The sequence below is a fragment of the Streptomyces antibioticus genome (genome assembly GCF_002019855.1).
GTDB lineage: Bacteria > Actinomycetota > Actinomycetes > Streptomycetales > Streptomycetaceae > Streptomyces > Streptomyces antibioticus_B.
On the sequence record NZ_CM007717.1, the window covers coordinates 5,176,277 to 5,201,811 of the forward strand.

24 protein-coding genes are annotated in these 25,535 nt (G+C 74.8%); 18 read left to right on the forward strand and 6 right to left on the reverse strand.

The genetic code is table 11. The features are described from left to right. Positions 1-25 precede the first annotated feature (25 nt). A complete protein-coding gene (locus tag AFM16_RS23640; RefSeq protein WP_078634530.1) occupies positions 26-1,768 on the reverse strand; it encodes a M16 family metallopeptidase in 1,743 nt (580 codons plus the stop codon). Further along, positions 1,765-2,751, reverse strand: a complete 987-nt coding sequence (locus tag AFM16_RS23645; protein ID WP_078634531.1) for a hypothetical protein — start codon at positions 2,749-2,751, stop codon at positions 1,765-1,767. The genes AFM16_RS23640 and AFM16_RS23645 overlap by 4 nt, the downstream gene beginning before the upstream one ends. 119 nt (positions 2,752-2,870) lie before the next feature. On the opposite strand from AFM16_RS23645, the gene AFM16_RS23650 reads away from it, so the two are divergent. The 6 genes from AFM16_RS23650 to AFM16_RS23675 all read left to right on the forward strand — a co-directional run bounded on the left by AFM16_RS23650 (position 2,871) and on the right by AFM16_RS23675 (position 8,241). Beyond that, complete coding sequence (locus tag AFM16_RS23650) at positions 2,871-3,242, forward strand: holo-ACP synthase (RefSeq protein ID WP_030788209.1); 372 nt, start codon at positions 2,871-2,873, stop codon at positions 3,240-3,242. Positions 3,243-3,297: 55 nt separating this feature from the next. Further along, positions 3,298-4,731 (forward strand): NAD(P)H-hydrate dehydratase, encoded by a 1,434-nt coding sequence (locus AFM16_RS23655; RefSeq protein WP_078634532.1) that lies wholly within the window; start codon positions 3,298-3,300, stop codon positions 4,729-4,731. 154 nt (positions 4,732-4,885) lie between these two features. Continuing rightward, positions 4,886-6,049 (forward strand): alanine racemase, encoded by a 1,164-nt coding sequence (gene alr / locus AFM16_RS23660; protein WP_030788207.1) that lies wholly within the window; start codon positions 4,886-4,888, stop codon positions 6,047-6,049. Between the two features lie 121 nt (positions 6,050-6,170). Next, entirely contained in the window at positions 6,171-7,427 is a 1,257-nt protein-coding gene (locus tag AFM16_RS23665) for an alpha/beta fold hydrolase (protein ID WP_030788206.1), read from the forward strand. Next, positions 7,393-7,905 (forward strand): tRNA (adenosine(37)-N6)-threonylcarbamoyltransferase complex ATPase subunit type 1 TsaE, encoded by a 513-nt coding sequence (gene tsaE / locus AFM16_RS23670; protein ID WP_063754130.1) that lies wholly within the window; start codon positions 7,393-7,395, stop codon positions 7,903-7,905. The genes AFM16_RS23665 and tsaE overlap by 35 nt, the downstream gene beginning before the upstream one ends. A gap of 150 nt (positions 7,906-8,055) precedes the next feature. After that, positions 8,056-8,241 (forward strand): hypothetical protein, encoded by a 186-nt coding sequence (locus AFM16_RS23675; RefSeq protein ID WP_037875402.1) that lies wholly within the window; start codon positions 8,056-8,058, stop codon positions 8,239-8,241. A gap of 21 nt (positions 8,242-8,262) precedes the next feature. Here AFM16_RS23675 and AFM16_RS23680 read toward each other — a convergent pair whose 3' ends face one another. Continuing rightward, complete coding sequence (locus AFM16_RS23680; RefSeq protein ID WP_030788202.1) at positions 8,263-8,817, reverse strand: hypothetical protein; 555 nt, start codon at positions 8,815-8,817, stop codon at positions 8,263-8,265. A gap of 147 nt (positions 8,818-8,964) precedes the next feature. Here AFM16_RS23680 and tsaB point away from each other — a divergent pair, with 147 nt between their 5' ends. The 4 genes from tsaB to AFM16_RS23700 are packed head-to-tail and all read left to right on the forward strand — an operon-like array spanning position 8,965 to position 11,456. Next, a complete protein-coding gene (gene tsaB / locus AFM16_RS23685; RefSeq protein WP_030788200.1) occupies positions 8,965-9,618 on the forward strand; it encodes a tRNA (adenosine(37)-N6)-threonylcarbamoyltransferase complex dimerization subunit type 1 TsaB in 654 nt (217 codons plus the stop codon). Between the two features lie 29 nt (positions 9,619-9,647). Further along, entirely contained in the window at positions 9,648-10,121 is a 474-nt protein-coding gene (gene rimI / locus AFM16_RS23690; RefSeq protein ID WP_175524348.1) for a ribosomal protein S18-alanine N-acetyltransferase, read from the forward strand. Beyond that, on the forward strand, positions 10,114-11,199 hold the full coding sequence (gene tsaD / locus AFM16_RS23695; RefSeq protein ID WP_030788195.1) for a tRNA (adenosine(37)-N6)-threonylcarbamoyltransferase complex transferase subunit TsaD: 1,086 nt from the start codon (positions 10,114-10,116) through the stop codon (positions 11,197-11,199). Before rimI ends, tsaD begins: the two co-directional genes overlap by 8 nt. Next, a complete protein-coding gene (locus tag AFM16_RS23700; RefSeq protein ID WP_078634533.1) occupies positions 11,196-11,456 on the forward strand; it encodes a hypothetical protein in 261 nt (86 codons plus the stop codon). Before tsaD ends, AFM16_RS23700 begins: the two co-directional genes overlap by 4 nt. A gap of 638 nt (positions 11,457-12,094) precedes the next feature. Here the strand turns inward: AFM16_RS23700 and AFM16_RS23705 are convergent. Further along, a complete protein-coding gene (locus AFM16_RS23705) occupies positions 12,095-13,039 on the reverse strand; it encodes a hypothetical protein (RefSeq protein ID WP_078634534.1) in 945 nt (314 codons plus the stop codon). Further along, the gene (locus tag AFM16_RS23710) at positions 13,036-14,499 is read right to left on the reverse strand and encodes a M48 family metalloprotease (RefSeq protein WP_078634535.1); all 1,464 of its coding nucleotides are present in this window, start codon (positions 14,497-14,499) and stop codon (positions 13,036-13,038) included. Before AFM16_RS23710 ends, AFM16_RS23705 begins: the two co-directional genes overlap by 4 nt. 223 nt (positions 14,500-14,722) lie before the next feature. Here AFM16_RS23710 and AFM16_RS23715 point away from each other — a divergent pair, with 223 nt between their 5' ends. The 4 genes from AFM16_RS23715 to AFM16_RS23730 all read left to right on the forward strand — a co-directional run bounded on the left by AFM16_RS23715 (position 14,723) and on the right by AFM16_RS23730 (position 19,793). Next, entirely contained in the window at positions 14,723-15,829 is a 1,107-nt protein-coding gene (locus AFM16_RS23715) for a LacI family DNA-binding transcriptional regulator (protein WP_078634536.1), read from the forward strand. A gap of 161 nt (positions 15,830-15,990) precedes the next feature. After that, entirely contained in the window at positions 15,991-17,052 is a 1,062-nt protein-coding gene (locus AFM16_RS23720) for an LCP family protein (protein WP_078634537.1), read from the forward strand. An 80-nt stretch (positions 17,053-17,132) separates the two neighbouring features. Then, positions 17,133-17,489: a YciI family protein gene (locus tag AFM16_RS23725; protein WP_030788180.1), complete on the forward strand. Its 357-nt coding sequence runs from the start codon at positions 17,133-17,135 to the stop codon at positions 17,487-17,489. A gap of 1,101 nt (positions 17,490-18,590) precedes the next feature. Then, positions 18,591-19,793, forward strand: coding sequence for an RNA polymerase sigma factor (locus tag AFM16_RS23730; RefSeq protein WP_107419137.1), 1,203 nt, complete (start codon positions 18,591-18,593; stop codon positions 19,791-19,793). Positions 19,794-19,807: 14 nt separating this feature from the next. Here the strand turns inward: AFM16_RS23730 and AFM16_RS23735 are convergent, their stop codons facing one another. Next, positions 19,808-20,980 (reverse strand): THUMP-like domain-containing protein, encoded by a 1,173-nt coding sequence (locus AFM16_RS23735; RefSeq protein ID WP_078634539.1) that lies wholly within the window; start codon positions 20,978-20,980, stop codon positions 19,808-19,810. Between the two features lie 101 nt (positions 20,981-21,081). Here AFM16_RS23735 and AFM16_RS23740 point away from each other — a divergent pair, with 101 nt between their 5' ends. The 4 genes from AFM16_RS23740 to groL all read left to right on the forward strand — a co-directional run bounded on the left by AFM16_RS23740 (position 21,082) and on the right by groL (position 25,494). Continuing rightward, positions 21,082-22,107 (forward strand): polysaccharide deacetylase family protein, encoded by a 1,026-nt coding sequence (locus tag AFM16_RS23740; RefSeq protein ID WP_078634540.1) that lies wholly within the window; start codon positions 21,082-21,084, stop codon positions 22,105-22,107. After that, positions 22,104-22,988 carry a polysaccharide deacetylase family protein gene (locus tag AFM16_RS23745; protein ID WP_370628062.1) on the forward strand — a complete coding sequence of 295 codons (885 nt, stop codon included), beginning with the start codon at positions 22,104-22,106 and terminating at the stop codon, positions 22,986-22,988. Before AFM16_RS23740 ends, AFM16_RS23745 begins: the two co-directional genes overlap by 4 nt. Before the next feature lie 450 nt (positions 22,989-23,438). Then, entirely contained in the window at positions 23,439-23,747 is a 309-nt protein-coding gene (groES, locus tag AFM16_RS23750) for a co-chaperone GroES (protein ID WP_020132158.1), read from the forward strand. A 121-nt stretch (positions 23,748-23,868) separates the two neighbouring features. Continuing rightward, positions 23,869-25,494, forward strand: a complete 1,626-nt coding sequence (gene groL / locus AFM16_RS23755) for a chaperonin GroEL (protein WP_030788166.1) — start codon at positions 23,869-23,871, stop codon at positions 25,492-25,494. The last annotated feature ends 41 nt before the right edge of the window (positions 25,495-25,535 follow it).

Consider the following 25,535-nt stretch of genomic DNA (forward strand, 5'->3'; position numbering starts at 1 on the left):
CGGGGGAGGCCCCGGCGCCGACCGGTCAGCCGTTGCCCTCGCGGCGCCGCCAGGACGCGCGGGCCCAGCGGAACAGGCTGTACTCCAGGACGGCCATGCCGAGCATGCCGTGCAGGGGAGGGAAGCGGTCCTCCTGGATCCGCTCGACGATCAGGTACCCGCAGATCACCGGCCAGACGGCGGCCGCAGTGCCCAGGACGGCGCAGAGCGCCGTCCAGCCCCAGCGGCGGGCCGTCCCGCGCACGTCGCGGGGCGGCTTCTCGGGCTTGCGGGGCCGCGGGATCTGCTCCTCCGGGCGGGCCGGCAGCGGTACCACGGCGTCCGCAGGTACGGCCGCGTCGATCGCCGCGATCCGCTCGGCGGTGACCCCCTTGAACAGGGTGGGTTCCACGGTGACGATGAAACCGTCGTGACCGGTGAGGACCCGGGCCCCGTCGGGCCGGGCCGTGATCGCCGCCAGGGCGTCGAAGCGGACGGTGACCGGGCCCCGGGGCGTCACCAGGCTCACGCCCTCGGCGCCGATCACCAGCGCGACCTGGTCGTTCTCCAGAGACACGTGCCGGGTGCCGGTCACCTGGTCCTCGGAGTGCTGCGGCGCCAGGGTGAGGCCTGCCCAGTCGACACCCCGGCCCGGCACCTGGAGCAGGGTGCTCTGCCACGCCTCGCGGGCGACCTCGCGCAGATCGGCGAGGGTCACCGCGTCCAGCTCGGCCCGGTGCCGGTCGGGGCTGAGGATCGGATGCCCCAGCAGCAGGCTCAGCGCGTACGAGGGGAGCGAGACGGCGCCCAGGTCGGGAAGGTCGTACAGCTTGAGGAGCTTGGTGCGCACGGAGTCCAGTTCGGACTGCTCGATGCGGCCCGCGCGCAGCCGGGCGAGGGTGTCGACGAAACCGCCGACCACCGCGTCCTGCTTCTCCGGCAGGGCGTCGGCGTACGCGGTGAGGGTGGCGTACTCGGCGTCGCGCGGGGAGTAGTCGGCCTCCGCCGTGTAGGAGTAACCGCCCTCCTGGCGCAGGTCCTTGAAGAGGGCCCGGCCGACGACGTCGGCGTAGACGGAGGCGGCCGTGGAGCGGCGTACGACGGAGGTGAGGACCACATGGCCGTCCTCGCCGTGGATGTAGGCCGGGGTGACCGGCAGGGCGCTGGTCGGGGCGGGGGCCGGGATGCGCTCGCCCGCCGGGAGGGTCAGGTCGAGGCCCTCGGGGACATGGCCGGCGGTGATCCACAGGACCGCGTTGTCGCGGGTGAAGCGGGTCTCGGCCCACCGCCGGACCTGGTCGGCGGTCAGGCTCCAGGTGCCGGGCTCGCTGTATCCGGCCAGGCCGTAGCCCTGGGCGCCGTACCGCCACACCGGCATCTGGTGGTTCGGACCGGTGCCCCGGCCGGCCGCCTCGGTGCGCAGGATCTCCTTCTCGGTCTCCAGGCGCTCCATCGGCAGATCGCGCAGGCCCGCGCAGACGCCGTTGAGATGGGCGACGATCTCCTCCTCGGCGCCGGTGGCGTGGAAGAGGGTGTACGTGCTTCCCGTCGCGCCGTTGTGGTGCAGGTCGGACAGGCCGAGGCGGTGCAGGGCGAGATGCTCGACGAGATGGGTGATCCCGGCGGTGGCCAGGGTCTCGTCGGCGCGGCCCACCCGGAAGAAGAGACCGGCGGTGATCTCCGTGCCGGTCCCGGGGGCGTACAGGACGGGAACGCCCTGGACGGTCGTGTGCGAGAGCAGGCCGTCGAGCGTGTCCAGGCCGCTCGGGCCGGTGAGTCCGGTGGTCATCGGTGGGCCCCTCCCTGTGCCTGGAACGCGGCGTCGCGGAACTTCAGGAACGTGGCCCTCGGGTCGCCCGTGTACTGCCAGGGGAACTCGGAGGCCAGGTCGCCGAGGAAGGCGAAGTGCGGGGCCGCCAGCGCGTGGTGGCCGCCGAGGGAGAAGGCGAACGCGAACGCGCTGTGCGCGCCGACCGAGTTCCAGCCGGGGCGGTAGTCGGCGTGCAGCACGGACACCTGGGCGGCGAAGCGCAGATCGTCGCGGACCGGTACGCCCCGCAGATAGGCGGCGGAGTCGGTGCCGTCCAGGTCCGCCGCGTGTTCGATGTGGGCCAAGGCGACCACGGCGGCGGCGTCGGTGGCGTCCGGCGCGGAGGTCGCGCACTCGCGGGCGAAGCCGTGGGCCAGCTCCCAGGTGCCGCCCCACTTCGGGCAGAGCTGCTGGAGCAGTTGGGTCTGCGCCCGGTACAGATGCGGGTGGTGGGCGGAGAGCCGGTCGAAGCGGCGGCGGGCCTCCGCCCGGCCCAGCTCCAGACCGCGTGCGGTGAGCAGGCGGGCCGTCCAGGCGGGGGCGTAGCCGGGCTGTTCGGCGCAGACGTCGATCAGCAGGCGCTCGGCCCTGCGCAGCCAGTCGTGGAACTGGTCGAACTGGTCGCGCGAGACGTGGTTCGCGCGGGCGCCGCTGCGGATGTCCCAGCCGATGCGGATGTACCGCTCGGCGAGCAGGGTGCGGGGCAGCGGGTCGGCGGGGAGGTCGGCGGCGGCCTGCTCCAGAAACGTTTCGACGCCGTCGATGTCGGCGAGGACGGACGCGCCGGTGGTGACCTTCTCCACCGAGTCGAGCGACCCGAACCAGGCACGTACCTCGGGCCACTTGCCCGCGCGGGCCGCGGTGCGCAGCGGGCGCAGCTCGGGTGTGTTGTCGAAGGGGCTGAAGGTGGGCCCCGGCGGGCCCCAGCCCGCTGTCGTGGGTCTGCCGTCGGTTCCGCTCATGTCCCCCGCCCGCCTTTTTGTCATGATCAAGTCGCGGAAGGCTAGCAGGAAGCTGTGACATCCGGGTGGGCGGGCGGGGCGGCAGGGCCGCCCCCGGGGGCAGCCGTAGGGTGCTCGGCATGAGCATCATCGGGGTCGGTATCGACGTGGCCGAGATCGAGCGGTTCGCCGCCTCGCTGGAGCGGACCCCCGCGCTGGCCCAGCGTCTCTTCATCGAGAGCGAGTTGCTGCTGCCGAGCGGGGAGCGCAGGGGGGTCGCCTCGCTGGCGGCGCGGTTCGCGGCGAAGGAGGCGCTGGCCAAGGCGCTGGGGGCACCGGCGGGGCTGCTGTGGACCGACGCGGAGGTGTACGTCGAGGACAGCGGGCAGCCGCGGCTGCGGGTGTCCGGGACCGTGGCGGCACGCGCCGCCGAACTGGGCGTCCAGTCCTGGCATGTGTCGCTCAGTCACGACGCGGGGGTGGCCTCGGCGGTGGTGATCGCGGAGGGGTGACGGCTCGGCGGCGATTGCCGGGGGCCGGGCGCCCGGCGGTGACAGACTCGGTCGTATGCGTACCGCGTACAGCGTAGAGACGGTCAGGTCAGCCGAGCGCGCGCTCATGGCGCTGCTTCCCGAGGGGGCGTTGATGCAGCGGGCCGCCGCCGGGCTGGCGGCCGCCTGCGCCGATCTCCTCGGGCGGGTGTACGGGCGGCGGGTCGTCCTGCTGGTCGGCAGCGGGGACAACGGCGGCGACGCCCTGTACGCCGGGGCCCGGCTCGCCCGGCGCGGCGCCGGGGTGACGGCCGTCCTGCTCGCCCCCGGCCGGGCCCACGCCGAGGGGCTGGCCGCGCTGCTGCGGGCCGGCGGCAGGACCGTGACGCCCGGCGACGCCGGACCGGCGATCCGGCGGGCCGATCTGGTGCTGGACGGAATCGTCGGCATCGGCGGCAAGGGCGGACTGCGCGAGGACGCCGCCGCGCTCGTCGAACGGGTGGCCGCCACCCGCGCCGCCGTCGTCGCCGTCGACCTGCCCAGCGGGGTGGAGGCGGACACCGGCGAGGTGCGCGGCGCGGCCGTCCGGGCCGACCTCACCGTCACCTTCGGCGCGCACAAGCCGGCCCTGCTGGTCGACCCGGCGCGCGAGTACGCCGGGTCGGTGCGGTTCGTCGGCATCGGCCTGGAGCCGCCCGCCGACGGGGCCGTGCTGGAGGCGTTGCAGCACGGCGACGTGGCCGCGCTGCTGCCGGTGCCGGGGGCCGAGAGCGACAAGTACCGGCGCGGGGTGGTGGGCGTCGCCGCCGGGTCGGCGCGCTATCCCGGGGCCGCCGTGCTGGCCGTCGCGGGCGCGCTGCGCGGCGGGGCGGGGGCCGTCCGGTACGTCGGACCCGCCGGGCCCGCCGTGCTCGCCCGGTTCCCCGAGACGCTGGTGTCGGACCGCGGGCCCCGGGAGGCGGGGCGTGTGCAGGCGTGGGTGGTCGGACCCGGGGCCGGGGACGACGCCGCCGCCGTCACCGAGGTGCTCGCGGCGGACGTACCGGTGCTGCTGGACGCGGACGGCCTGCGGCTGGCCGACCGGGACGCGGTACGGGCCCGGACCGCGCCGACCCTGATGACCCCGCACGCCGGAGAGGCCGCGGCCCTGCTCGGGGTGGCGCGCGAGGAGGTCGAGGCCGCGCGGCTGGCCCACGCCCGCGAACTCGCCGCGCGCTACCGGGCGACGGTCCTGCTCAAGGGCTCGACCACGCTGGTCGCCGACCCGGACGGGGGGCCCGTCCGGGTGAACCCGACCGGAACCCCGTGGCTCGCCACCGCCGGCAGCGGTGACGTGCTCTCCGGGCTCGCCGGATCCCTGCTGGCGGCGGGCCTGACGGCACGGGACGCGGGCAGCGTGGCGGCGTATCTGCACGGCCTGGCGGGCCGCTTCGCCTCGGACGGCGCACCGGTGGGCGCCCACGACGTGGCGGACGCGCTGCCGGAGGTGTGGCGGGACGTACGGGGGTGAGGCGGGCGTCCGGCCGGGTGGCTCGGCGTGAGCCGGGTGCGGGCCGGGGCGGGGCCGGGCGGGTGAGCGTTCGGGTGCTGCCGCGGGAGCCCGTCGCGCGGGGACCGGCCCGGTCCCCGAGGGCTTGTCCGGCCGCTCTGAGACACTGGGCGCGATGAGTGAGACTGCACGCCCGCCCGCCGCCCCGCCCCGCGCCCGCGCCGAGATCGACCTGGCCGCGCTGCGGGCCAATGTGCGGACCCTGCGCGCCAAGGCGCCGGGGGCGGCGTTCATGGCCGTGGTCAAGGCCGACGGGTACGGGCACGGCGCGTTCCCGTGCGCCCGGGCGGCCGTCGAGGCCGGGGCCACCTGGGTGGGCACCGCCACCCCCGAGGAGGCGCTCGCGCTGCGCGCCCGCGGCGGGCTGCCGGCGGACGTCCGGATCATGTGCTGGCTGTGGACGCCGGGCGGGCCCTGGCGGGAGGCCGTCGAGGCCGGTATCGACGTGTCCCTGAGCGCGATGTGGGCGCTGCGGGAGGTCGTCGGGGCCGCCCGCGCCGCCGGCCGTCCCGCGCGCGTGCAGCTCAAGGCCGACACCGGGCTCGGGCGGAGCGGCTGCCAGCCCGCCGACTGGCCCGAACTGGTCGCCGGGGCGCTGCGCGCCGAGCGCGACGGACTGGTCCGGATCACCGGGCTGTGGTCGCACTTCGCCTGCGCCGACGAACCCGGCCACCCCTCCGTGGCCGCCCAGCTCACCCGCTTCCGCGAGATGGTGGGGTACGCCGAGGCGGAGGGCGTACGGCCCGAGGTGCGGCACATCGCCAACTCGCCGGGCCTGCTCACCCTCCCGGAGGCCCACTTCGACCTGGTCCGTCCGGGCGTCTCGATGTACGGCCTGTCGCCGAGCCCCGAGGTCGGCACCAGCGCGGACCTGGGACTGCGCCCGGTGATGACGCTCGCCACCCCGCTGGCCCTGGTCAAGCACGTCCAGGGCGGGCACGGCGTGAGCTACGGCCACCACTACGTCACCCCGGGCGCCACCACCCTCGGCCTGGTCCCGCTGGGGTACGCCGACGGCGTCCCGCGGCACGCCTCCGGGACCGGACCGGTGCTGATCGGCGGCAAGTGGCGGACGGTCGCCGGGCGGATCGCCATGGACCAGTTCGTCGTCGACCTCGGCGGAGACGAACCGGAGGCGGGCGGCGAGGCGGTCCTCTTCGGCCCCGGCGACCGCGGCGAGCCCACGGCGGAGGACTGGGCGCAGGCGGCGGGAACCATCGGGTACGAGATCGTCACACGCATCGGCGGACGCGTCCCGCGCGTCTATGTGAACGAGTGACGCGTGAACGGGCGACGCGTGAACGGGTGACGCGCGACCAGTGACGTGACGGGGACGGGCGCCCCGCGGGCGGGACCCGACGGCAGGCGCCCGGCGGACCAGCGGATCAGAGGAGCGGTACGTGAGCGAGAGCAGTGCGGAGGCGGTGGCGGGCGCCGCCTCGGCGGCCGTCGCCGCCGCCTCCGCGACGGGGGCGGCCGGGAACTGGCGCCGGGCGACCGGTATCGCCGGTGCCGCGATAGGCGTGATCGCCGCGGGCGCCGCGGCCGGGGTCGCCCTGGAGCGGATGACCGTGGGGCGCGGGATGCGGGCCAAGGCCCGGCTCGCCCTCGACTCGGCGGGCCCGTACGGGGCGCTGCGCGGCACCCCCGGCAGGGCGACGGCCGACGACGGCACCGAGCTGTACTACGAGGTGGACGACGTCGAGCCGCAGGGCGGCCCGGCCCCCCGGCGCCGCCGGCTGTTCGGCCGCAAGGCTCCGCTGCCGGTCACCGTCGTCTTCAGCCACGGCTACTGCCTCTCCCAGGACTCCTGGCACTTCCAGCGGGCCGCGCTGCGGGGCGTGGTGCGCACCGTGCACTGGGACCAGCGCAGCCACGGCCGGTCCGCGCGCGGGGCGGCCCAGCTCCAGGACGGGGCGCCGGTCACCATCGACCAGTTGGGGCGCGATCTGAAGGCCGTGATCGACGCGGCCGTGCCGGAGGGGCCGATCGTGCTGGTCGGGCACTCCATGGGCGGGATGACGGTGATGGCGCTCGCCGCCCAGTTCCCGGAGCTGATCCGGGACCGGGTCGTCGCGACCGCCTTCGTCGGTACGTCGTCCGGGCGGCTCGGCGAGGTCAACTTCGGTCTGCCGGTCGCGGGCGTCAACGCGGTCCGGCGGGTGCTGCCGGGCGTGCTCAAGGCGCTCGGTCAGCAGGCGGCCCTGGTGGAGAAGGGGCGCCGGGCCACCGCCGACCTCTTCGCCGGGATCATCAAGCGGTACTCCTTCGCGTCCCGGGACGTGGATCCGGCGGTGGCGCGGTTCGCCGAGCGGATGATCGAGGGCACCCCGATCGACGTGGTCGCCGAGTTCTACCCGGCCTTCACCGACCACGACAAGACCGAGGCGCTGGCCTGCTTCACGGAGATGCCGGTGCTGGTGCTCGCCGGGATCGGCGACCTGGTCACGCCCAGCGAGCACAGCGAGGCCATCGCCGATCTGCTGCCGGACGCCGAGCTGGTGCTCGTGCCGGACGCCGGGCACCTGGTGATGCTGGAGCACCCGGAGGTGGTCACCGACCGCCTCGCCGACCTGCTGACCCGCGCGGGCGCCGTGCCGGCAGGGGCTACCGTGGGTGGCTATGGAAGCACCAGCAGCACCGCACAACCCGGCTGAGACCGAGCTGATCGTCGACTCCCCCGAACGGATGCGGGAGTTGGGCCGCCGTCTGGCGAAACTGTTGCGGGCCGGCGACCTCGTGATGCTCAGCGGGGAGCTGGGCGCGGGCAAGACGACGCTGACCCGCGGCCTGGGCGAGGGGCTGGGCGTGCGGGGCGCGGTCACCTCGCCGACCTTCGTGATCGCCCGGGTCCACCCTTCCCTGGGGGACGGGCCGCCGCTCGTCCACGTCGACGCGTACCGCCTGGGCGGCGGGCTCGACGAGATGGAGGACCTCGACCTCGACGTGTCGCTCTCCGACTCGGTGATCGTCGTGGAGTGGGGCGAGGGGAAGGTCGAGGAGCTGACCGACGAGCGGCTCCAGGTCCGGATCCACCGCTCCGTCGGCGACACCACCGACGAGGTGCGGCACGTGACCCTCACCGGGCTGGGCCCGCGGTGGGCGGCGGCGGACCTGGGCGTGCTGTCCGCCTGACCGCCTGTCCCCCTGACCGGTCGGGCGTGTGAACGTTTCCGACAGGACGTCGGCAAAATGTTGCATTCGGTGTCGTGGGCGTGGTCACATGGTACCCAGACCTTGGTTAGGTCTACCTAACCAGGCCCCGCCCCATCCGAGGAGGCGTCCATGTCGGCCACCGAGCACCGGGCCCCCGAGGCCGCACCGGACCCGTCGCGGCCGTACACGCTCCCCGGGGTGTCCATGAGCGCGCTGCTGGCCTCCTGTGAGGCCGCGCGCGCCGTCTCGACCCCGCCCCGGACCCCCGACCGTACGGCGCCGGCCGGGCCCGTCGCGCACCCCGAGGCCGCCTGACCGTACGGCTGCGAGGCCGCTCTAGCGGATCACGACGACCCGCTCGCCGATCGTCGCGAAGTGCCACATCACCTTGCCGTCCTCGCGGGACTCACGGATGCCGCCCGTGCGCCGGCCCGGGTCCGCCTCCGGTGCCGAGCCGGTCACCGCCGCGCTGAAGCCGATCGTCACGCCCTTGGCGGTCGCGAACCGGACGACGTGCTCGATGGGAGTGCCGTCGGTGCCGACGGCCGCGTTCGAGCGGGAGGTGACGGTGTACACGCCCGGCACCGGGTCGACCGAGCCGGGGGACACCTGGAACGTACGTTCCACCTTGCCGTCGCCGGTGACCAGCCACACCCGGTCGTCGTCCACCGAGTACACCACCCGCCGGCCCGACCCGGAGCCGGCCGGCAGCGCCGTGGGGTGCCTCTTGTCGCGCGGGGCCTTGGTCACCGTAGGGGTCGCGGCGGTCTCGGCCCGGGGTCTGCCCAGGCCGGCGGGCACGTTCGCGGACGCCTGGTAGGCCAGGACCCCGACCGTCGCCAGGGCCGCCGCGGTGAGACCGGCGACGACCGCCGCGCTGCTGCCTGCCACCGTGACCACTCCATCGTCAAATCGGTGTATGTCGTGCTTCTGTCGCTCTTCTGCCTTTTTCGGTGCCGCTCCGGCGTGACGTTAGCAGCCGTCGCGGCCCCGACCGGGACATCCGACACAGCCGCCGAGGAGCCGTAGGCTGTTGGCGTGCTCTTGCTCGCTCTGGATACCGCCACCCCCGCCGTCACCGTCGCCCTGCACGACGGCACGGACGTCATCGCCTCCTCGACCCAGGTGGACGCGCGCCGGCACGGTGAGCTGCTGCTGCCCGCCGTCGACCGGCTGCTCACCGAGGCGGGGCGCGCGCTGGACGCCGTCACCGCGATCGTCGTCGGCATCGGCCCCGGCCCCTACACCGGGCTGCGCGTCGGACTGATGACCGCCGACACCTTCGGGCTCGCGCTCGGCGTCCCGGTGCACGGCCTGTGCACCCTCGACGGCCTCGCCTACGCCGCCGACCTCGCCGGACCGTTCGTCGTGGCGACCGACGCCCGCCGCAAGGAGGTCTACTGGGCGCGCTACGACGACTCCCGCACCCGGGTCACCGACCCGGCCGTGGACCGGCCCGCCGACATCGCGGAGCGGGTCGCGGGGCTCCCGGCGGCCGGCGCGGGCGCACTGCTCTACCCGGACACCTTCCCGGACGTCCACGAGCCCGCGCACGTCTCCGCGGCCGCCCTCGCCTCGCTCGCCGCCGAGCGGCTGGCCCGGGGCGAGGAGCTGCCGGCGCCACGGCCGCTGTATCTGCGCAGGCCGGACGCCCAGGTCCCCAAGAACTACAAGGTGGTCACCCCCAAGTGACCGGAGCCGCCCTTCCCGTGCTGCGCGAGATGCGCTGGTGGGACATCGAACCCGTGCTCGAACTGGAGAAGATCCTCTTCCCGGAGGACGCCTGGTCGCGAGGCATGTTCTGGTCCGACCTGGCCCACGCCCGCGGGCCCGAGGCGACCCGGCGGTACGTCGTCGCGACCGAGGGCGAGCGGATCGTCGGCTACGCCGGGCTGGCGGCCAACGCGGACGTCGCCGACGTGCAGACCATCGCCGTCGCTCAGGGCCACTGGGGCACCGGGCTCGGCGGCCGGCTGCTGACCGAGCTGCTGCGGGCCGCGACCGCCTTCGAGTGCGCCGAAGTGATGCTGGAGTGCCGGGTCGACAACGTCCGGGCCCAGAAGCTCTACGAACGGTTCGGCTTCGAGCCGATCGGCTTCCGGCGCGGCTACTACCAGCCGGGGAACGTGGACGCGCTGGTGATGCGTCTGACGGACCCCTCCACCCAGGTACAAGGAACCGACACCCATGGCTGACGAACCCCTCGTCCTCGGCATCGAGACGTCCTGCGATGAGACCGGCGTCGGCGTCGTCCGGGGCACCACCCTGCTGGCGGACGCCGTCGCCTCCAGCGTCGACGAGCACGCCCGCTTCGGCGGGGTCGTCCCCGAGGTCGCGTCCCGGGCCCACCTGGAGGCGATGGTCCCGACCATCGACCGGGCGCTGAAGGAGGCCGGCGTCTCGGCGAAGGACCTCGACGGCATCGCCGTCACCGCGGGCCCCGGCCTGGCGGGCGCGCTGCTGGTCGGCGTCTCGGCGGCCAAGGCGTACGCCTACGCGCTCGGCAAGCCGCTCTACGGCGTCAACCACCTCGCCTCGCACATCTGCGTCGACCAGTTGGAGCACGGCGCGCTGCCCGAGCCGACGATGGCGCTGCTGGTGTCCGGCGGCCACTCCTCGCTGCTGCTGTCCACGGACATCACCTCCGACGTGCGTCCGCTGGGCTCGACCATCGACGACGCGGCGGGCGAGGCGTTCGACAAGATCGCGCGCGTGCTGAACCTGGGCTTCCCCGGCGGGCCGGTCATCGACCGCTACGCCCGCGAGGGCGACCCGAAGGCCATCGCCTTCCCGCGCGGCCTCACCGGGCCGCGCGACCCGGCGTACGACTTCTCCTTCTCCGGCCTCAAGACCTCCGTGGCCCGCTGGATCGAGGCGAAGCGGGCGGCCGGCGAGGAGGTCCCGGTGCGGGACGTCGCGGCCTCCTTCCAGGAAGCCGTCGTGGACGTCCTGACCCGCAAGGCCGTCCGCGCGTGCAAGGACGAGGGCGTCGACCATCTGATGATCGGCGGCGGGGTGGCCGCCAACTCGCGGCTGCGCGCCCTGGCCCAGGAGCGCTGCGAGGCCGCCGGCATCCGGCTGCGCGTCCCGCGCCCCAAGCTGTGCACCGACAACGGCGCGATGGTCGCCGCCCTCGGCGCGGAGATGGTGGCCCGCAACCGGGCGGCGTCGAGCTGGGACCTCTCGGCGGACTCCTCCCTGCCGGTGACCGACCCGCACGTCCCGGGCCACGACCATGTGCACGAGGTCAGCAAGGAGAACCTCTACTCGTGACCGTCGCCCTGATGTGGGAGGCCCGAGCCCTCCCCGGCCGCGGCCCGGACCTCCTCGCCTGGGCCCGCACCCAGCGGCTCCCGCGGCCACCCCTGCGCCGGGAGGTGCTCCGCGCCCCCCAGGACCGGGTCCTGGTCATCACGTGGTGGAACGCCCCGTACGACGCGGACCTCCCGGAACTCCCGGACCCGCCCGTCGAGTTGGTGACCCGCCCGGTCCACAGGTGGCGCTTCGAGTCGGTGCCGGACGGGGAGTAGCGCCGGGCGGCTTATCGGGGCCGCGGCTCCGACAGGGCCAGACGGGGTGAGCCCGAGGCTGGTGGCACTGAGCGGCGTTGCGCCCGGCGAGCGGCGTCCCCTGCCGCGCGTTGCGCTGCCGACAGGGGTTGCGCTGCCGACAGGGTGGGACCGCTGACGCCGGACCGCCCCGGCGGGGGTGAGCCCGGGCCGGGTGGCGCCGAGTGTTGTGGCGTACGGGGCGTCTTGCGGCGGGCGGTGCCGGACGCCGAGTGGCTCCGACGGGCGTCGCCTGCCGGGGCTCTGGCTCCGGCAGGGCCAAGGCGGCTGCCGCCGGGGCCGCCCCGGTGAGGGCGAGCCCGGGGCGGGTGGCGCCGAGTGTTGTGGCGTACGGGGGGTCCTGCGGCGGGCGGTGCCGGACGCCGAGTGGCTCCGACGGGCGTCGCCCTGCCGGGGCTCTGGCTCGACCAGGGCCAAGGCGGCTGCCGCCGGGGCCGCCCCGGTGAGGGTGAGCCCGGGCTGGTGGCACCGAGTGTCCCTGGCGTACGCGAGCGGCCTCCCCTCGCCGGGGCAGCGGGTCCGGCGGGGCCCAGGCCGGTGCCGCCGGGGCCGCCCCGGTGAGGGTGCGCCGCGCCGAATGGCATGGCGTACGGCGGCGCCTACCGTGGCTGCGGATCCGACAGCGCCCAGGCCGCTGCCGCCAAGGCCGCTCCGCCGAGCGTGAGGGCGATCGTGCCTGTCGGGGAGGCGTCGGTCAGGGTGATGCCCGTGGCGGTGCCGAGTGTCGTGCCGGCTGCCGCGGCCCAGGCCGCGCCGCGCCAGGGAAGCGCCGGTCCCGCGGCGGTGCCGGGCGGGAGGAGGAAGGCGTCTCGCAGGTCGGTGCGGACGGCTTCGTCGAGGAAGCCGCCCGCCGGGCGGCGGTGGCGCGGGCGGCCCAGGGGGACCAGGCGGGTGCCGTCCGGGAGGGCGACGACCGCCGGGCGCCGGGGCGACCGGCCGTGGACCCGTACCGGCGTCGCGTCCGGGACGTCCGTCGTCGCCGGGTGCCACATCACGCGCTGCCAGTGCCGGGTGCCGTCCGGCGCGGTCAGCTCCAGCCAGGTCTTCGGCCCGCGCCCGGCCGTGCGGCGGCGCACCCGGACCGTCATCGGGCGGCCGGGGAACCGTGCCGTGACGAGGAAGCGCAGCCCGCGCCAGCCCCACACCCCGGCCAGTGGCAGGGCGACCAGCCCGGCCAGGAGGATCGGGACGAGCAGGTCGTCCTCGGCGGCGGTCTCGTCCGGGTCGGCCGGGAAGCCCTCGGTGCCGCCGGGGGCGTACCGCACGGGGAACCGGGTGCCCTCGGTGTGGCGGCCGGTGTCGTAGACGCCGAAGCGCTGGACGTGGGTGCGGCCCTGGTCGTCCGTCCAGCGCACCCGGATGTCCTCCGCGTCGCCGACGCCGTCCGCGACGACCACCCCGACCGCCAGGGAGGTGGCGCGGTCGCGGGCGTCCTGGTGGCGGACCAGATGGAGACCGAGCCAGCCGGCGAACAGCGCGTGGCCGAGGACGGTGACCGCGACGCCGAAGAGGCCCAAGCGCAGGGCCGGGCCGGGGCGGTTCATACGGCGGTCTCCTTCGGGCCGGTGGTGGTCAGCAGGGCGCGCAGGGGGCCGGGGTCGCCGTCGTCGAGCGCCGTGGCGGCCCGCTCGTAGAGGTCGATCGGCCGGCCGTCGGGGGTGAGCAGCACGGTGCGGGTCCAGCGGCCGGCGGGGGTCAGGCCGGCCGCGAGCAGGACGTCCGCCAGGGTGTGGCCGACGGCGGCGGCGACGACCGTCCGGGCGATCGGGGCGCGCGCGGCGGCCGGGGCGTGCCGCAGGGACGGCTCCAGCGCGCGGGCCAGCGCGGTCCAGGTGCCGTCGGCGATCGCGTCCAGGGCGGCGGACACCGCCTCGGCCGGGGTGTCGCGGCCGGTGGCGCGGCACAGCGCGGGGGAGAGGGGGCTCCCGCCCAGCTCCCGCAGGTCGTCGTCCGGCAGCTCCAGGAGGCGGACCGGGCGCAGCGCGTCGGTGTCGGAGGCCGGGGTGCCGGGCCGCTCCTCGCCGTGGGCCAGCGCGCGGGCGCACCACGCCTCGACGGCGGCGGCCGTCCGCAGCGGCACCGGCGTGTCGCCGTAGGGCGTCCCGGTGTGGTGGGGCAGCGCGGCCAGACGCCGTTCGAGGGGCGGGTGGTCGGACGTGGCGTAGGGGTCCGGGTGCAGGAGGTCCGCCTCGGCCACGGCGCGGGCGGCGCGGTGCGCCACGTGCGGGTCGGCGAGGGCGGCGTCGAGGGCGTCGTAGACGTCCTCGGGGCGCCGGCCGTCCTCGGCCAGCCGGTCCAGCCAGCTCTCGCCGAGGTTGTCCAGGACGGTGTGCAGCAGCGCGGTGCGGCGCAGCGCCCCGGCGGTGGCCTCGGTGCCCGCGACGCGCGCGGCGTCGGCGTCGGCCGCCGTCTCGGCCCGCCACATCTGCGGCTGGGAGGCGCGCAGCAGCGGGCCGGCCAGGGGTGCGGTGGGCCGGAAGCGGCCTTCGAGGCCGTCCGCCGTCCAGGCCCGCGCGAACCGCAGCAGGACGACACCGCGGTCGCCCACGTGCCGTTCGTGCGCCAGCTCGTGGGCGACGACCGACGCCAGCTCGGCGGCGGTGAGCGCGCGCAGCAGCGGCAGGCCGAGCAGCAGGACCCGGGTGTCGGTCCGGCCGACGCGGACCCGGCCCAGGGACGCCTCGACGCCGGGGACGACCCGGACGAGCAGGGGCTCGCCGAAGCCGACGCGTTCGGCGACGTCCCGGACCAGCGCGGCCAGTTCGGGCTCGTCGTCGGGGTTCAGCGCCCGCCCCGGCAGCGGTCCGCGCCGGCCGACGGCCCGGACCGCCCGCACCGTCACGAAGGCGACGACGCACGCCGCGCCCGCGACCTGGTCGAAGTGCAGACAGACGAGGATCCACCCCACCGCGAGGACGGTCCTGGGCAGCCAGGACAGCGCCAGCAGGGCGGCGCTCAGCAGCCACCGCCCGGCTCTGCCGTCCTCGGATATCGGCGTGTCCATCGCGTTCCCGTCGCGTGTGTGCCTGCGTATCCCTGTGCAACGCCTGTACGGCGTCGGCGGATTGTGGCACAGCGGCACCCGGGGACCCCCGGCCGCCCCGGCTCGGCTCCATCGCGCTCCACCGCACCCGGCCGAATTTTTCGTGACTCACTTCGAATGTTCCGGGAACCCATGGCGGAACACGGGGTTCGTCCAGAGGCCGCGCGAGGATACGATCGCCGCCATGACACCCTCGGAGCCCGCTGAGACACGGACCCAGGACGACACGGCGGCCCCCGGCGGCGGCCGGTCAGCGGCGCGTGCGGACGGCCGGTCCGGGCAGACCGCGACCCTCGCGGAGATCGCCCGCGAGGCCGGCGTCTCGGCGCCGACTGTTTCGAAGGTCCTCAACGGCCGCGCCGACGTGGCCCCCGGGACCCGCAGCCGCGTCGAGGAGCTGCTGCGCGCCCATGGCTACCGGCGGCGGCGCGCGGAGGCGGCCCGTTCGCCCCTGATCGACCTGGTCTTCCACGAGCTGGAGAGCGCGTGGGCGATGGAGGTCATCCGGGGCGTGGAGAACGTGGCGCGGGACGCGGGGCTGAGCGTGGTGCTCAGCGAGAGCGCCGGGCGCCTCACCCCCGGCCGGAGCTGGGCCGACCAGGTCGCCGCCCGCCGGCCGCACGGGGTGGTGCTGGTGCTGTCCGGGCTGGACGAGTCCCAGCGGGCGCTGCTGACCAGCCGTTCCATCCCGTTCGTGGTGATGGACCCGGCCGGCGACCCGGGCGCGGACGTGCCGTCGATCGGCGCCACCAACTGGCAGGGCGGGCTGGCCGCCACCCGGCATCTGGTGGAGCTGGGGCACCGCAGGATCGGGGCGATCAGCGGTCCGCCGCAGATGATGTGCAGCCGGGCCCGGATGGACGGCTTCCGGGCCGCGCTGGAGACCGCCGGACTGCCCGTCGACCCCGGGCTGATCCTGACCGGGGACTTCCACCACGACACCGGCTACCGGCTCGGCCGTGAACTGCTCGGCCGCCCGGACCGGCCGACCGCCGTCTTCGCCGGCAACGACCTCCAGGCGCTCGGCTGCTACGAGGCCGCCCGCGAGCTGGGGCTGCGTATCCCGGAGGACGTGAGCGTGGTCGGCTTCGACGATCTGCCGGTGGCCCGCTGGGTGGGCCCGCCGCTGACGACCGTACGGCAGCCGCTGACGGAGATGGCCGAGGCGGCGGCCCGGCTGGTCCTCGAACTGGGCCGGGCCCCGGCCGTCGAGTCCCCGACGGCGACCCGCATCGAACTGGCCACGAGCCTGGTGGTGCGGGCGAGCACGGGGGCGCCGCCGGTTCCGTAGGCACGGGCGGCGGCCGGAGGGGGCGCGGGGCGTACAACGGGGCTGGGCCGGACGGGGGTTCGGGGTGACGCCGACGGAGAATGATGAGATTTTCACAAGAAATCCCGCCCGGAGTGGCTGTCCTAACAGTCCGCTAATAATTCGGACTTACGTTCCTCCCCGTGACGCGACACGAGGAGAACCGCGAGGACGGCACCCGAGGGGGCCGACGGCCGGGCCGGCGTGTGCTGAAGGCCGCCGGTCTCGCCCTGGCCGCCGCCCTGGTGCTGGGCGCCGGGGCGGCAAGCTGGGCCTACCGGCACCTCGACGGCAACATCCGCAGCGTCGACATCGACAGCGCGCTCGGCGACAACCGGCCCGCGCGGGCGCTCACCACCTCGGCGCCCACCGGTTCGGCCTCGGCCTCCCCGCTGCCGACTGGGGCCGTCAACATCCTGGTGCTGGGCTCCGACTCGCGCAGCGGCGCGGCCAACAAGGCGCTCGGCGGCGGCGACAGCGGCGGGGCGCGCTCCGACACGGCGATGGTCGTGCACATCGACGCGGGGCGGACCGGCGCCACCGTGGTCAGCATCCCGCGCGACACCCTCGTCACCCGCCCGTCCTGCCCGCTGTCCTCGGGCGGCTCCACGGCGGTGGCGTACGGCGCGATGTTCAACACCGCGTACGCGGTGGGCGGGCCGGTCTGCGCGGTCAAGACGGTCGAGTCCCTCACGGGCGTCCGCATGGACCACTACATCGAGGTCGACTTCGCGGGCTTCGCCGAACTGGTGGACGCGCTCGGCGGGGTCACCGTCACCACGGACGAGGACATCGACGACGACGACAGCCATCTGCACCTCGCGGCGGGCACCCACCATCTCGACGGCGAGCAGGCCCTCGCGCTGGCCCGCACCCGGCACGGCATCGGCGACGGCAGCGACCTCGGCCGCATCGGCCTCCAGCAGCACCTGGTCAAGGCCCTGCTGGCCCAGATCTCCTCGACGGACCTGCTGACCAGCCCCGCCAAGCTGTACGGCGTCGCCGACGCGGTCACCGGCAGCCTCACCACCGACACCGGTCTGGACTCGCTCGGCGAGCTGACCCGGCTCGGCGAGAGCCTGCGGGACCTGAGCACCGAGCACCTCACCACGGTCACCATGCCGGTGGTCACCGCCCCCTCCGACCCCAACCGGGTGGTGGCGGACGAACCGGAGGCGAGCGCACTGTGGGAATCGCTGCGCTGAGCGTGTCGATCCGACGGCCTCCCGTTCGACGCAGGGGTGAGCGGCCGGGAAGGACCCGGCGCCGGACCCGAGGAGTCACCGTGCCCCGCTATCTCTCCCTCGTGAAGATCGACGAAGCCTCCGCCCCCGCCGAGGGCCCCAGCCCCGAGCTGATGCGCCGGATGGGCGAACTCATCGAGGAGGTCACCAAGGCGGGCGTCATGCTCGACACCGCCGGCCTCACCCCGTCCGCCCAGGGCACCCGCGTGCACTGGGAGGGCGGCGAGATCTCCGTCACCGACGGCCCCTTCACCGAGTCCAAGGAGGTCGTCGGCGGCTACGCGATCATGCAGTGCAAGGACCTGGCCGAGGCCCTGGAATGGACCAAGCGCTTCCTCAAGGTCCACGAGGACTTCTGGACGGTGACCTGCGAGGTCCGCGAGATCGCCGAGGGCTGATCCCCCGACCCCACGGCACGGGCCCCTCCGGGGGTGTTCGATGGAGACGTGGAACGCCATCCCGCCATCGCCCCTCGCGCCACGCCCGCCTCGGAGCCGCCGACGGACCCTTGTCGCCCGGCCACGGGGGCCGGCCTTGCCGGCAGCGGCGCGGAGTCGGGGGCGGGGGCTGGCCCTGCTGGCAGCGGCGTGGACTCGGAGGCGGGATCCGGTGCGGGCATCGGGGCCGCCCCGGAGATGGTGGCCGAGGCGGGCAGCGGGCCCGTCCCGGGGGCAGCGTCCGGTGCCGACACCACGGCGGTGCCACGCGCGTCGGCCGATCCCTGCGGTCCGGCTGCGCCGGAAGCGGGGGCCGGCCCTGTCGGCAGCGGCGCGGAGTCGGAGGCGGGATCCGGTGCGGGCATCGGGGCCGCCCCGGAGATGGTGGCCGAGGCGGGCAGCGGGCCCGTCCCGGGGACAGCGTCCGGTGCCGATACGACGGCCGTGCCACTGGCGTCGGCCGAGCCCTGCGGTCCGGCTGCGCCGGAGTCGGGGGTCGGCCCTGTCGGCAGCGGCGTGGACTCGGAGGCGGGATCCGGTGCGGGCACCGGGGCCGCCACGGAGGCGGTGGCCGGTGCTGGCATCAGGCCCGTCCCAGAGGCAGCGTCCGGTGCCGATACGACGGCCGTGCCACTCGCGTCGGCCCAGCCCTGCGGCCCGGTTGCGCCGGAGTCGGGGGCCGGTGCCGTCGGCCCCGTGGCCGGTTCGGGGGTGGGGTTCGGCGTCGGCGCCGCGGTCGGCCCGCATGCGGCGGGTGATGCCGTCGACGCCGAGGTCGGTCCGGCGGCATGCGGCGGGCCTCGTACCGGGGATGGCCCGGAGGCAGCGGCCGGTTCGGGGGCGGGCGGCGGGGCTCGTATCGGGGATGGCGCGGAGGCGGCGGTCGGTCCGGCGGTGGGCGGCGGAGCTCGTACCGGGGGTGGCCCGGAGACGGCGGCCGGTGCCGGGGCCGAGGTCGGCACGCATACGCCGGTCGGCGTGGGTGCCCCCGCTGGCCCGGGTCCGGGGGCCGGTGCCCGGGAGCCGACCGACCCCCGGGCCGCCGTCGAGATCGTTTTTCGGATGGAGTTTGCCCGGGTCGTCGCCGCCGTCACCCGGGTCGTGCGGGACGTGGGGATCGCCGAGGAGTTGGCGCAGGACGCGCTGGTCGCGGCCCTGGAGCAGTGGCCGCGGGACGGGGTGCCGGACCGGCCGGGGGCCTGGCTGGTCACCGCCGCGCGGCGACGGGCCGTCGATCTGGTCCGGCGGCGGGAGAACTACGCCCGCAAGCTCCGGGAGATCGGCCGCGACCTCGCCGACGTACCGCCGCCGCAGGAGCCGTCCGGCCCCGACGACATCGACGACGACCTGCTGCGGCTCGTCTTCATGACCTGCCACCCCGTGCTCTCCGCCCAGGCCCGCACCGCCCTCACCCTGCGGCTGCTCGGCGGCCTCACGACGCCCGAGATCGCCCGCGCGTTCCTCGTGCCCGAGGCCACCGTCGCGCAGCGCATCGTCCGCGCCAAGCGCACCCTCGCCACCAGGAACATCGCCTTCGAGGTGCCGTACGGACCCGACCGCGAGGCCCGGCTCGGCTCGGTCCTCGACGTCATCTACCTGATCTTCAACGAGGGGTACGCGGCCACCGCCGGCGACGACCTGCTGCGCCCGGCGCTGTGCGAGGACGCGCTCCGGCTGGCCCGGCAGCTCGCCGCGCTGATGCCCAAGGAGCCCGAGGTGCACGGCCTGGTCTCCCTGCTGGAGTTCCAGGCGTCCCGCACGGCCGCCCGCACCGCCCCCGACGGCACCCCGGTCCTGCTCCGGGACCAGAACCGCCGCCGCTGGAACCGCATGCTGATCGCCCGCGGCATCACCGCCCTCGACCGGGCCGGCGCCACCGCCCCGGCGGCCCCCGGCCGCTACGCCCTCCAGGCCGCCATCGCCGCCTGCCACGCGCACGCGTACACCTACGAGGACACCGACTGGGCGAGCATCGCCACCCTGTACGGCCTGCTCGCGGCCCGTTTCCCGTCCCCGGTGGTCGAGCTGAACCGCGCGGTCGCCGTCTCGATGACCGAGGGCCCGGCCGCCGCCCTGGCCCTCGTCGACGCCCTGACCGATGAACCGGCCCTGCGCGGCTACCACCTGCTCCCGAGCGTCCGCGCCGACCTGCTCGCCCGCCTCGGCCGCACGGCGGAGGCCCGGGCGGAGTTCACCCGCGCCGCCGCCCTCGCGGGCAATGGACGCGAACGGGACCTGCTGCTGCGCAGAGCGGAGACCTGCTGACGTCCGCCCGGACATCAGACGGTTGCCGGGCCGCCGATCAGCACGGTCGGGGCGCCCGCCACCCGGGTCAGGAACACCGTCACCGCACGCGACCCCTGCGGCTTGGGCAGCACCTTGCGGCGCAGTTCCTCCGGCTCCACCGCCGAGCCCCGCTTCTTCACCGTCAGGATCCCGACCTCCCGCTCCCGCAGCAGCGCCTTCAGCTTCTTGACGTTGAAGGGCAGCCGGTCGGTGATCTCGTAGGCGGTCGCGTACGGCGTCGGACGCAGGGTGTCGGCGGTGACGTAGGCGATCGTCTCGTCGATCAGCCCGCCGTCGAGCGCGGCGGCCGCCTCGGCGACCAGATGCGCCCGGACGACGGCGCCGTCGGGCTCGTACAGATAGCGGCCGACGGGCCGGACCTCCGGGTTCGGCAGCCCGGTGCCGAGCAGGGTGCGCGGCCCCGGCAGCAGGGTCGCCCGTACGGCGCCCGGCTCGGTGCCGAACCACAGCACCGCCTCCTTCACGTCCCCGCCGTCCGAGATCCACTCCGCCTCCGCCGCGTCGGGAATCGCCTCGTGCGGCACCCCGGGCGCGATCTTCAGCGCGGCGTGCGGAGCGGCGAGGGCGGCCCCGATCGCCCAGGACAGCGGCGGGGAGTACGCCTCGGGGTCGAAGATCCGGCCCCGGCCGCCCCGCCGGGCCGGGTCCACGAACACGGCGTCGAAACCGGCCGTGTCCACCTCGGTGACGTCCGCCTCCCGTACGTCGATCAGGCCGGCGAGCCCGAGCGCCTCGGCGTTCGCCCGGGCCGCCGCCGCGGTCAGCGGATCGCGGTCGACGGCCAGCACCCGGATCCCGGCGCGGGCGAGCGCGATCGCGTCCCCGCCGATCCCGCAGCACAGGTCGGCGACGGAGGTGATGCCGAGGCCCTTCATCCGCTCGGCCCGGTAGGCCGCCACGCTCGCCCGCGTCGACTGCTCGACCCCGTTCGGCGTGAAGAACATCCGCCGCGCGTCCTCGGCCCCGAACTTCGCCTCCGCCCGCTGCCGCAGCCGGGCCTGCCCGAGGGCGGCGGACACCAGCTCCGCCGGATGGTCGCGGCGCAGCCGGGTGGCGACGGCGAGTTCATCGGCGGGGGCGGTACCGCGCACGGCGTCGAGGAGGGCACGGCCCTCGGGGGTGAGGAGCGGGGCGAGGTCGTTCACCGGGACATTGTGGGCCAGTCGGAGGACGGTGTGCCTCCGGTGGTGGTGTCGTGCGGTGTCGGGCCGGGTTTCGCGGGGCACGGCTGCGAGGATCCGGCGCCATGGGATCCGTCGTACAAAATGACAAGAATGGTGCATCTGGGGCTTACGGCACTGCTGACACCGCCCGCACCACCCCTGCGTCCCGTGCCGCGCGCCGCAGGGCCGGCATCCGGGGCGGTATCGCGATGCTGGCCCTCACCGCGATCGGCTCGGGCTGTGTCCAGGGCGGCGGTGCGGAGCGCGGCGGCGGTGCGGGCTCCCCGGGGCCGGAGTCCGGCGCCGCGGCGCCTCCCGCCGGACCCGCCGACGCGGCCGACGCCGCCGACGCCCGCCGTGAGCAGGCGTCCCGGCTCCGGGCCGAGCGCACCGCCCGGATCGCGGCCGCCTGGCGATGGGGCCTGAAGAAGGTCCCGCTCACCGCACCGGCCCCGCCCGCGCAGAAGCCCCGGATCACCACCCGCGACGGCTTCGAGGTCGACGACCACGAGGAACTCGGCCTGCCGCCGGTCTTCACCCGGATCCCCACCCGGCAGAAGGTCGTCTTCCTCACCATCGACGACGGCGCCGAGAAGGACCCCGCGTTCCTGCGGATGATGAGCGAACTCAAGGTCCCGTACACGGCGTTCCTCAGCGACTACGTCATCGACGACGACTACGCCTACTTCCGCGAGATGCAGAAGCGGGGCGTGACCCTGAACAACCACACCCTGAACCACCCCTACCTGCCCGGCCTCTCCTACCGGAAGCAGCGGCACGAGATCTGCGGCATGCAGGAGGTGCTCCGCGAGAAGTACGGCAAGCGCCCCGCCCTCTTCCGGCCGCCGTTCGGCAACTACAACCGCGACACGCTGATCGCGGCGAAGTCCTGCGGGGTGACGTACGCGCCACTCTGGGCCGAGGAGGTCTTCGTCGACCGCTGGGAGTACCGCGAGTGGGACCGCGACCTCCACCCCGGCGACATCGTGCTGAGCCACTTCCGCGGCAAGGGCCACTGGAAGGGCACCATGCCCGACATGATCCGCCGGTTCCTGAACAAGGTCACGGAGAAGGGGTACGCGGTGGCACGCCTGGAGGACTACCTGTGAGGACGCGGCGGCGGGCCGCGACGGCCTTCCTGCTGGCGCTGACGGTGGCGGCACCGCTCGGCTGCGCCCAGTCGGTCGACCCGATCGAACGGCTCGGCAAGAAGGCGGCGGAACGGGTCGTCCCGCACGAAGCCGCAACCGACGGCGCGACCGACGGCCAGGGAGGCGGCCGTGGCGAGGACCGGCAGCCCTACCGCCGCTGGGGCCTCGCCGCCCCGCTCGCCTCGCCGCCCGCGCCCGCCGCACCCCTGTCCGGCAGCCCCGGCCCGGACGGCACGTCCGCCGGCCGGGCCGCCGCCCTGCCGCCGGTCGTCGACCACATCACCACCCGCGACCCGGTCGTCTTCCTCACCTACGACGACGGCGCCGAACGCGACCCCCGCTTCGTCGACATGGTCCGCGAACTGCGGCTCCCGGTCAGCATGTTCCTCACGGACAGCGTGGTCGGCCCCGGCTACGGCCACTTCGCCCGGCTGCGCTCGGTCGGCGCGAGCCTCCAGAACCACACCCTCGACCACGCGGCCCTGCGCGGTCTGCCGTACGCCGGACAGCGCGCCGAGATCTGCGGCCAGCAGCAGAAACTGCACGCCCGCTTCGGCCTGCGCCCCCGCCTCTTCCGCCCGCCCTACGGCCGGTACGACACCACCACCCTGCGCGCCGCCGCCGACTGCGGCATCACCGCGCTCGTCCTGTGGCGTGCCTCGATGGGCCCCACCGACCTCACCTACACGCACGGCCCCCACCGGCTGCGCCCCGGCGACATCGTCGCCGTGGACCCGGACGAGCTGCTCGGCCCGACCCTGCGCGAACGCACGACACGCCTGCTCCGCCACATCCAGGAAGAGGGCCTGACGGTGGGTCGGCTGGAGGACTACCTGTAGGGCCGGTGCCGGTCGCGCCTATGCCCCCCGGCCGGCCGGGGGGGCAGGTGGCCGATGGGCCGGGAGCCGCCCCCACCAGGGCGCCCAGCCGCACGAGACCAGGGCGCCCAGCCGCACGATTGCCCCGTCGGGCCCGTCTGCCGCCCCGACGCGAGCACCCGCCTCGGGGCGGCCCCGGCGCACGGCCGTCGCCCGGGAAGGCACGCGAACGAAGACCCGGGGCGGCGCTCCACGCCGCCCCCACGATGCCCGATTTCCCGCCCGCGCCCCGCCGTCATTGGCACTCCGCTTGACCGAGTGCTAATCGCAGTCATAGTCTCGGCTCTGGCACTCCCCACTGGAGAGTGCCAACAACGCGACGGGCAGGTCCGGCACCCGCGACGACGGATCCACCTGGTCGCCACCTCAGACAGTTAACCCCGTGAGATCTCCGAAGGGGGAGGTCGGATCGTGACGACCACCAGCTCCAAGGTTGCCATCAAGCCGCTCGAGGACCGCATCGTGGTCCAGCCGCTCGACGCCGAGCAGACCACCGCCTCTGGCCTGGTCATCCCGGACACCGCGAAGGAGAAGCCCCAGGAGGGCGCCGTCCTCGCGGTGGGCCCGGGTCGCTTCGAGAACGGCGAGCGTCTGCCGCTCGACGTCAAGGTCGGCGACGTCGTCCTGTACAGCAAGTACGGCGGCACCGAGGTGAAGTACAACGGCGAGGAGTACCTCGTCCTCTCGGCTCGCGACGTCCTCGCGATCATCGAGAAGTAGTCCACCTCAGGCACACATTGCTCGACACTGCGCCCCTGGCCCCCGCGACCACATAAGAAGCCGGGCGCCCGGGGCGCAGTGCATTTTCCATCCACAGACATCCGAGAGGGCTCCCGCTGTCATGGCGAAGATCCTGAAGTTCGACGAGGACGCCCGTCGCGCCCTCGAGCGCGGCGTCAACAAGCTGGCCGACACGGTCAAGGTGACGATCGGCCCCAAGGGCCGCAACGTCGTCATCGACAAGAAGTTCGGTGCCCCCACCATCACCAACGACGGTGTCACGATCGCCCGTGAGGTCGAGATCGAGGACCCGTACGAGAACCTCGGCGCGCAGCTCGTGAAGGAGGTGGCGACCAAGACCAACGACATCGCGGGTGACGGTACGACCACCGCCACCGTGCTCGCCCAGGCGCTGGTGCGCGAGGGCCTGAAGAACGTCGCCGCCGGTGCCTCCCCGGCCGCCCTGAAGAAGGGCATCGACGCCGCGGTCAAGGCCGTCTCCGACGAGCTGCTCGCCTCGGCCCGCCCGATCGACGACAAGGCCGACATCGCCGCCGTCGCCGCGCTGTCCGCGCAGGACCAGCAGGTCGGCGAGCTGATCGCCGAGGCCATGGACAAGGTCGGCAAGGACGGTGTCATCACCGTCGAGGAGTCCAACACCTTCGGTCTGGAGCTGGACTTCACCGAGGGCATGGCCTTCGACAAGGGCTACCTGTCGCCGTACTTCGTGACGGACCAGGAGCGCATGGAGGCCGTCCTGGAGGACCCCTACATCCTCATCAACCAGGGCAAGATCTCCTCGATCGCCGACCTGCTGCCGCTGCTGGAGAAGGTCATCCAGACCAACTCCTCCAAGCCGCTGCTGATCATCGCCGAGGACCTGGAGGGCGAGGCGCTCTCCACCCTCGTCGTCAACAAGATCCGCGGCACCTTCAACGCGGTCGCCGTCAAGGCCCCGGGCTTCGGCGACCGTCGCAAGGCGATGCTCCAGGACATGGCCGTCCTCACCGGCGCCACCGTCATCTCCGAGGAGGTCGGCCTCAAGCTCGACCAGGTCGGCATCGACGTGCTGGGCTCCGCCCGCCGGGTCACGGTCACCAAGGACGACACCACGATCGTCGACGGCGCCGGTGACTCCTCCGAGGTGCAGGGCCGCGTCGGCCAGATCAAGGCCGAGATCGACAACACGGACTCCGACTGGGACCGCGAGAAGCTCCAGGAGCGCCTCGCGAAGCTGGCCGGCGGCGTGTGCGTGATCAAGGTCGGCGCCGCCACCGAGGTGGAGCTGAAGGAGAAGAAGCACCGTCTGGAGGACGCCATCTCCGCGACCCGCGCCGCGGTCGAGGAGGGCATCGTCTCCGGTGGTGGCTCCGCGCTGGTCCACGCCGTCAAGGTCCTCGAGGGCAACCTCGACAAGACCGGCGACGAGGCCACCGGTGTCGCCGTGGTCCGCAAGGCCGCCGTCGAGCCGCTGCGCTGGATCGCCGAGAACGCCGGCCTCGAGGGCTACGTCATCACCTCCAAGGTCGCCGAGCTGGACAAGGGCCAGGGCTTCAACGCCGCGACCGGCGAGTACGGCGACCTGGTCAAGGCCGGCGTCATCGACCCGGTCAAGGTCACCCGCTCCGCCCTGGAGAACGCCGCCTCCATCGCCTCCCTCCTCCTGACGACCGAGACCCTGGTCGTCGAGAAGAAGGAAGAGGAAGAGCCGGCCGCCGCGGGTCACAGCCACGGCCACGCCCACTGACCCCACGGTCAACCCTGAGACCCGGCATCCCCTTCATCGGG

Coding starts and splice junctions, on each gene's coding strand:
- AFM16_RS23640 (WP_078634530.1), bottom strand. CDS start 1,768: ATGACCACCGGACTCACCGGCCCGAGCGGCCTGGACACGCTCGACGGC.
- AFM16_RS23645 (WP_078634531.1), bottom strand. CDS start 2,751: ATGAGCGGAACCGACGGCAGACCCACGACAGCGGGCTGGGGCCCGCCG.
- AFM16_RS23650 (WP_030788209.1), top strand. CDS start 2,871: ATGAGCATCATCGGGGTCGGTATCGACGTGGCCGAGATCGAGCGGTTC.
- AFM16_RS23655 (WP_078634532.1), top strand. CDS start 3,298: ATGCGTACCGCGTACAGCGTAGAGACGGTCAGGTCAGCCGAGCGCGCG.
- alr (WP_030788207.1), top strand. CDS start 4,886: ATGAGTGAGACTGCACGCCCGCCCGCCGCCCCGCCCCGCGCCCGCGCC.
- tsaE (WP_063754130.1), top strand. CDS start 7,393: ATGGAAGCACCAGCAGCACCGCACAACCCGGCTGAGACCGAGCTGATC.
- AFM16_RS23675 (WP_037875402.1), top strand. CDS start 8,056: ATGTCGGCCACCGAGCACCGGGCCCCCGAGGCCGCACCGGACCCGTCG.
- rimI (WP_175524348.1), top strand. CDS start 9,648: ATGCGCTGGTGGGACATCGAACCCGTGCTCGAACTGGAGAAGATCCTC.
- tsaD (WP_030788195.1), top strand. CDS start 10,114: ATGGCTGACGAACCCCTCGTCCTCGGCATCGAGACGTCCTGCGATGAG.
- AFM16_RS23705 (WP_078634534.1), bottom strand. CDS start 13,039: ATGAACCGCCCCGGCCCGGCCCTGCGCTTGGGCCTCTTCGGCGTCGCG.
- AFM16_RS23710 (WP_078634535.1), bottom strand. CDS start 14,499: ATGGACACGCCGATATCCGAGGACGGCAGAGCCGGGCGGTGGCTGCTG.
- AFM16_RS23715 (WP_078634536.1), top strand. CDS start 14,723: ATGACACCCTCGGAGCCCGCTGAGACACGGACCCAGGACGACACGGCG.
- AFM16_RS23730 (WP_107419137.1), top strand. CDS start 18,591: ATGGAGTTTGCCCGGGTCGTCGCCGCCGTCACCCGGGTCGTGCGGGAC.
- AFM16_RS23740 (WP_078634540.1), top strand. CDS start 21,082: ATGGGATCCGTCGTACAAAATGACAAGAATGGTGCATCTGGGGCTTAC.
- groL (WP_030788166.1), top strand. CDS start 23,869: ATGGCGAAGATCCTGAAGTTCGACGAGGACGCCCGTCGCGCCCTCGAG.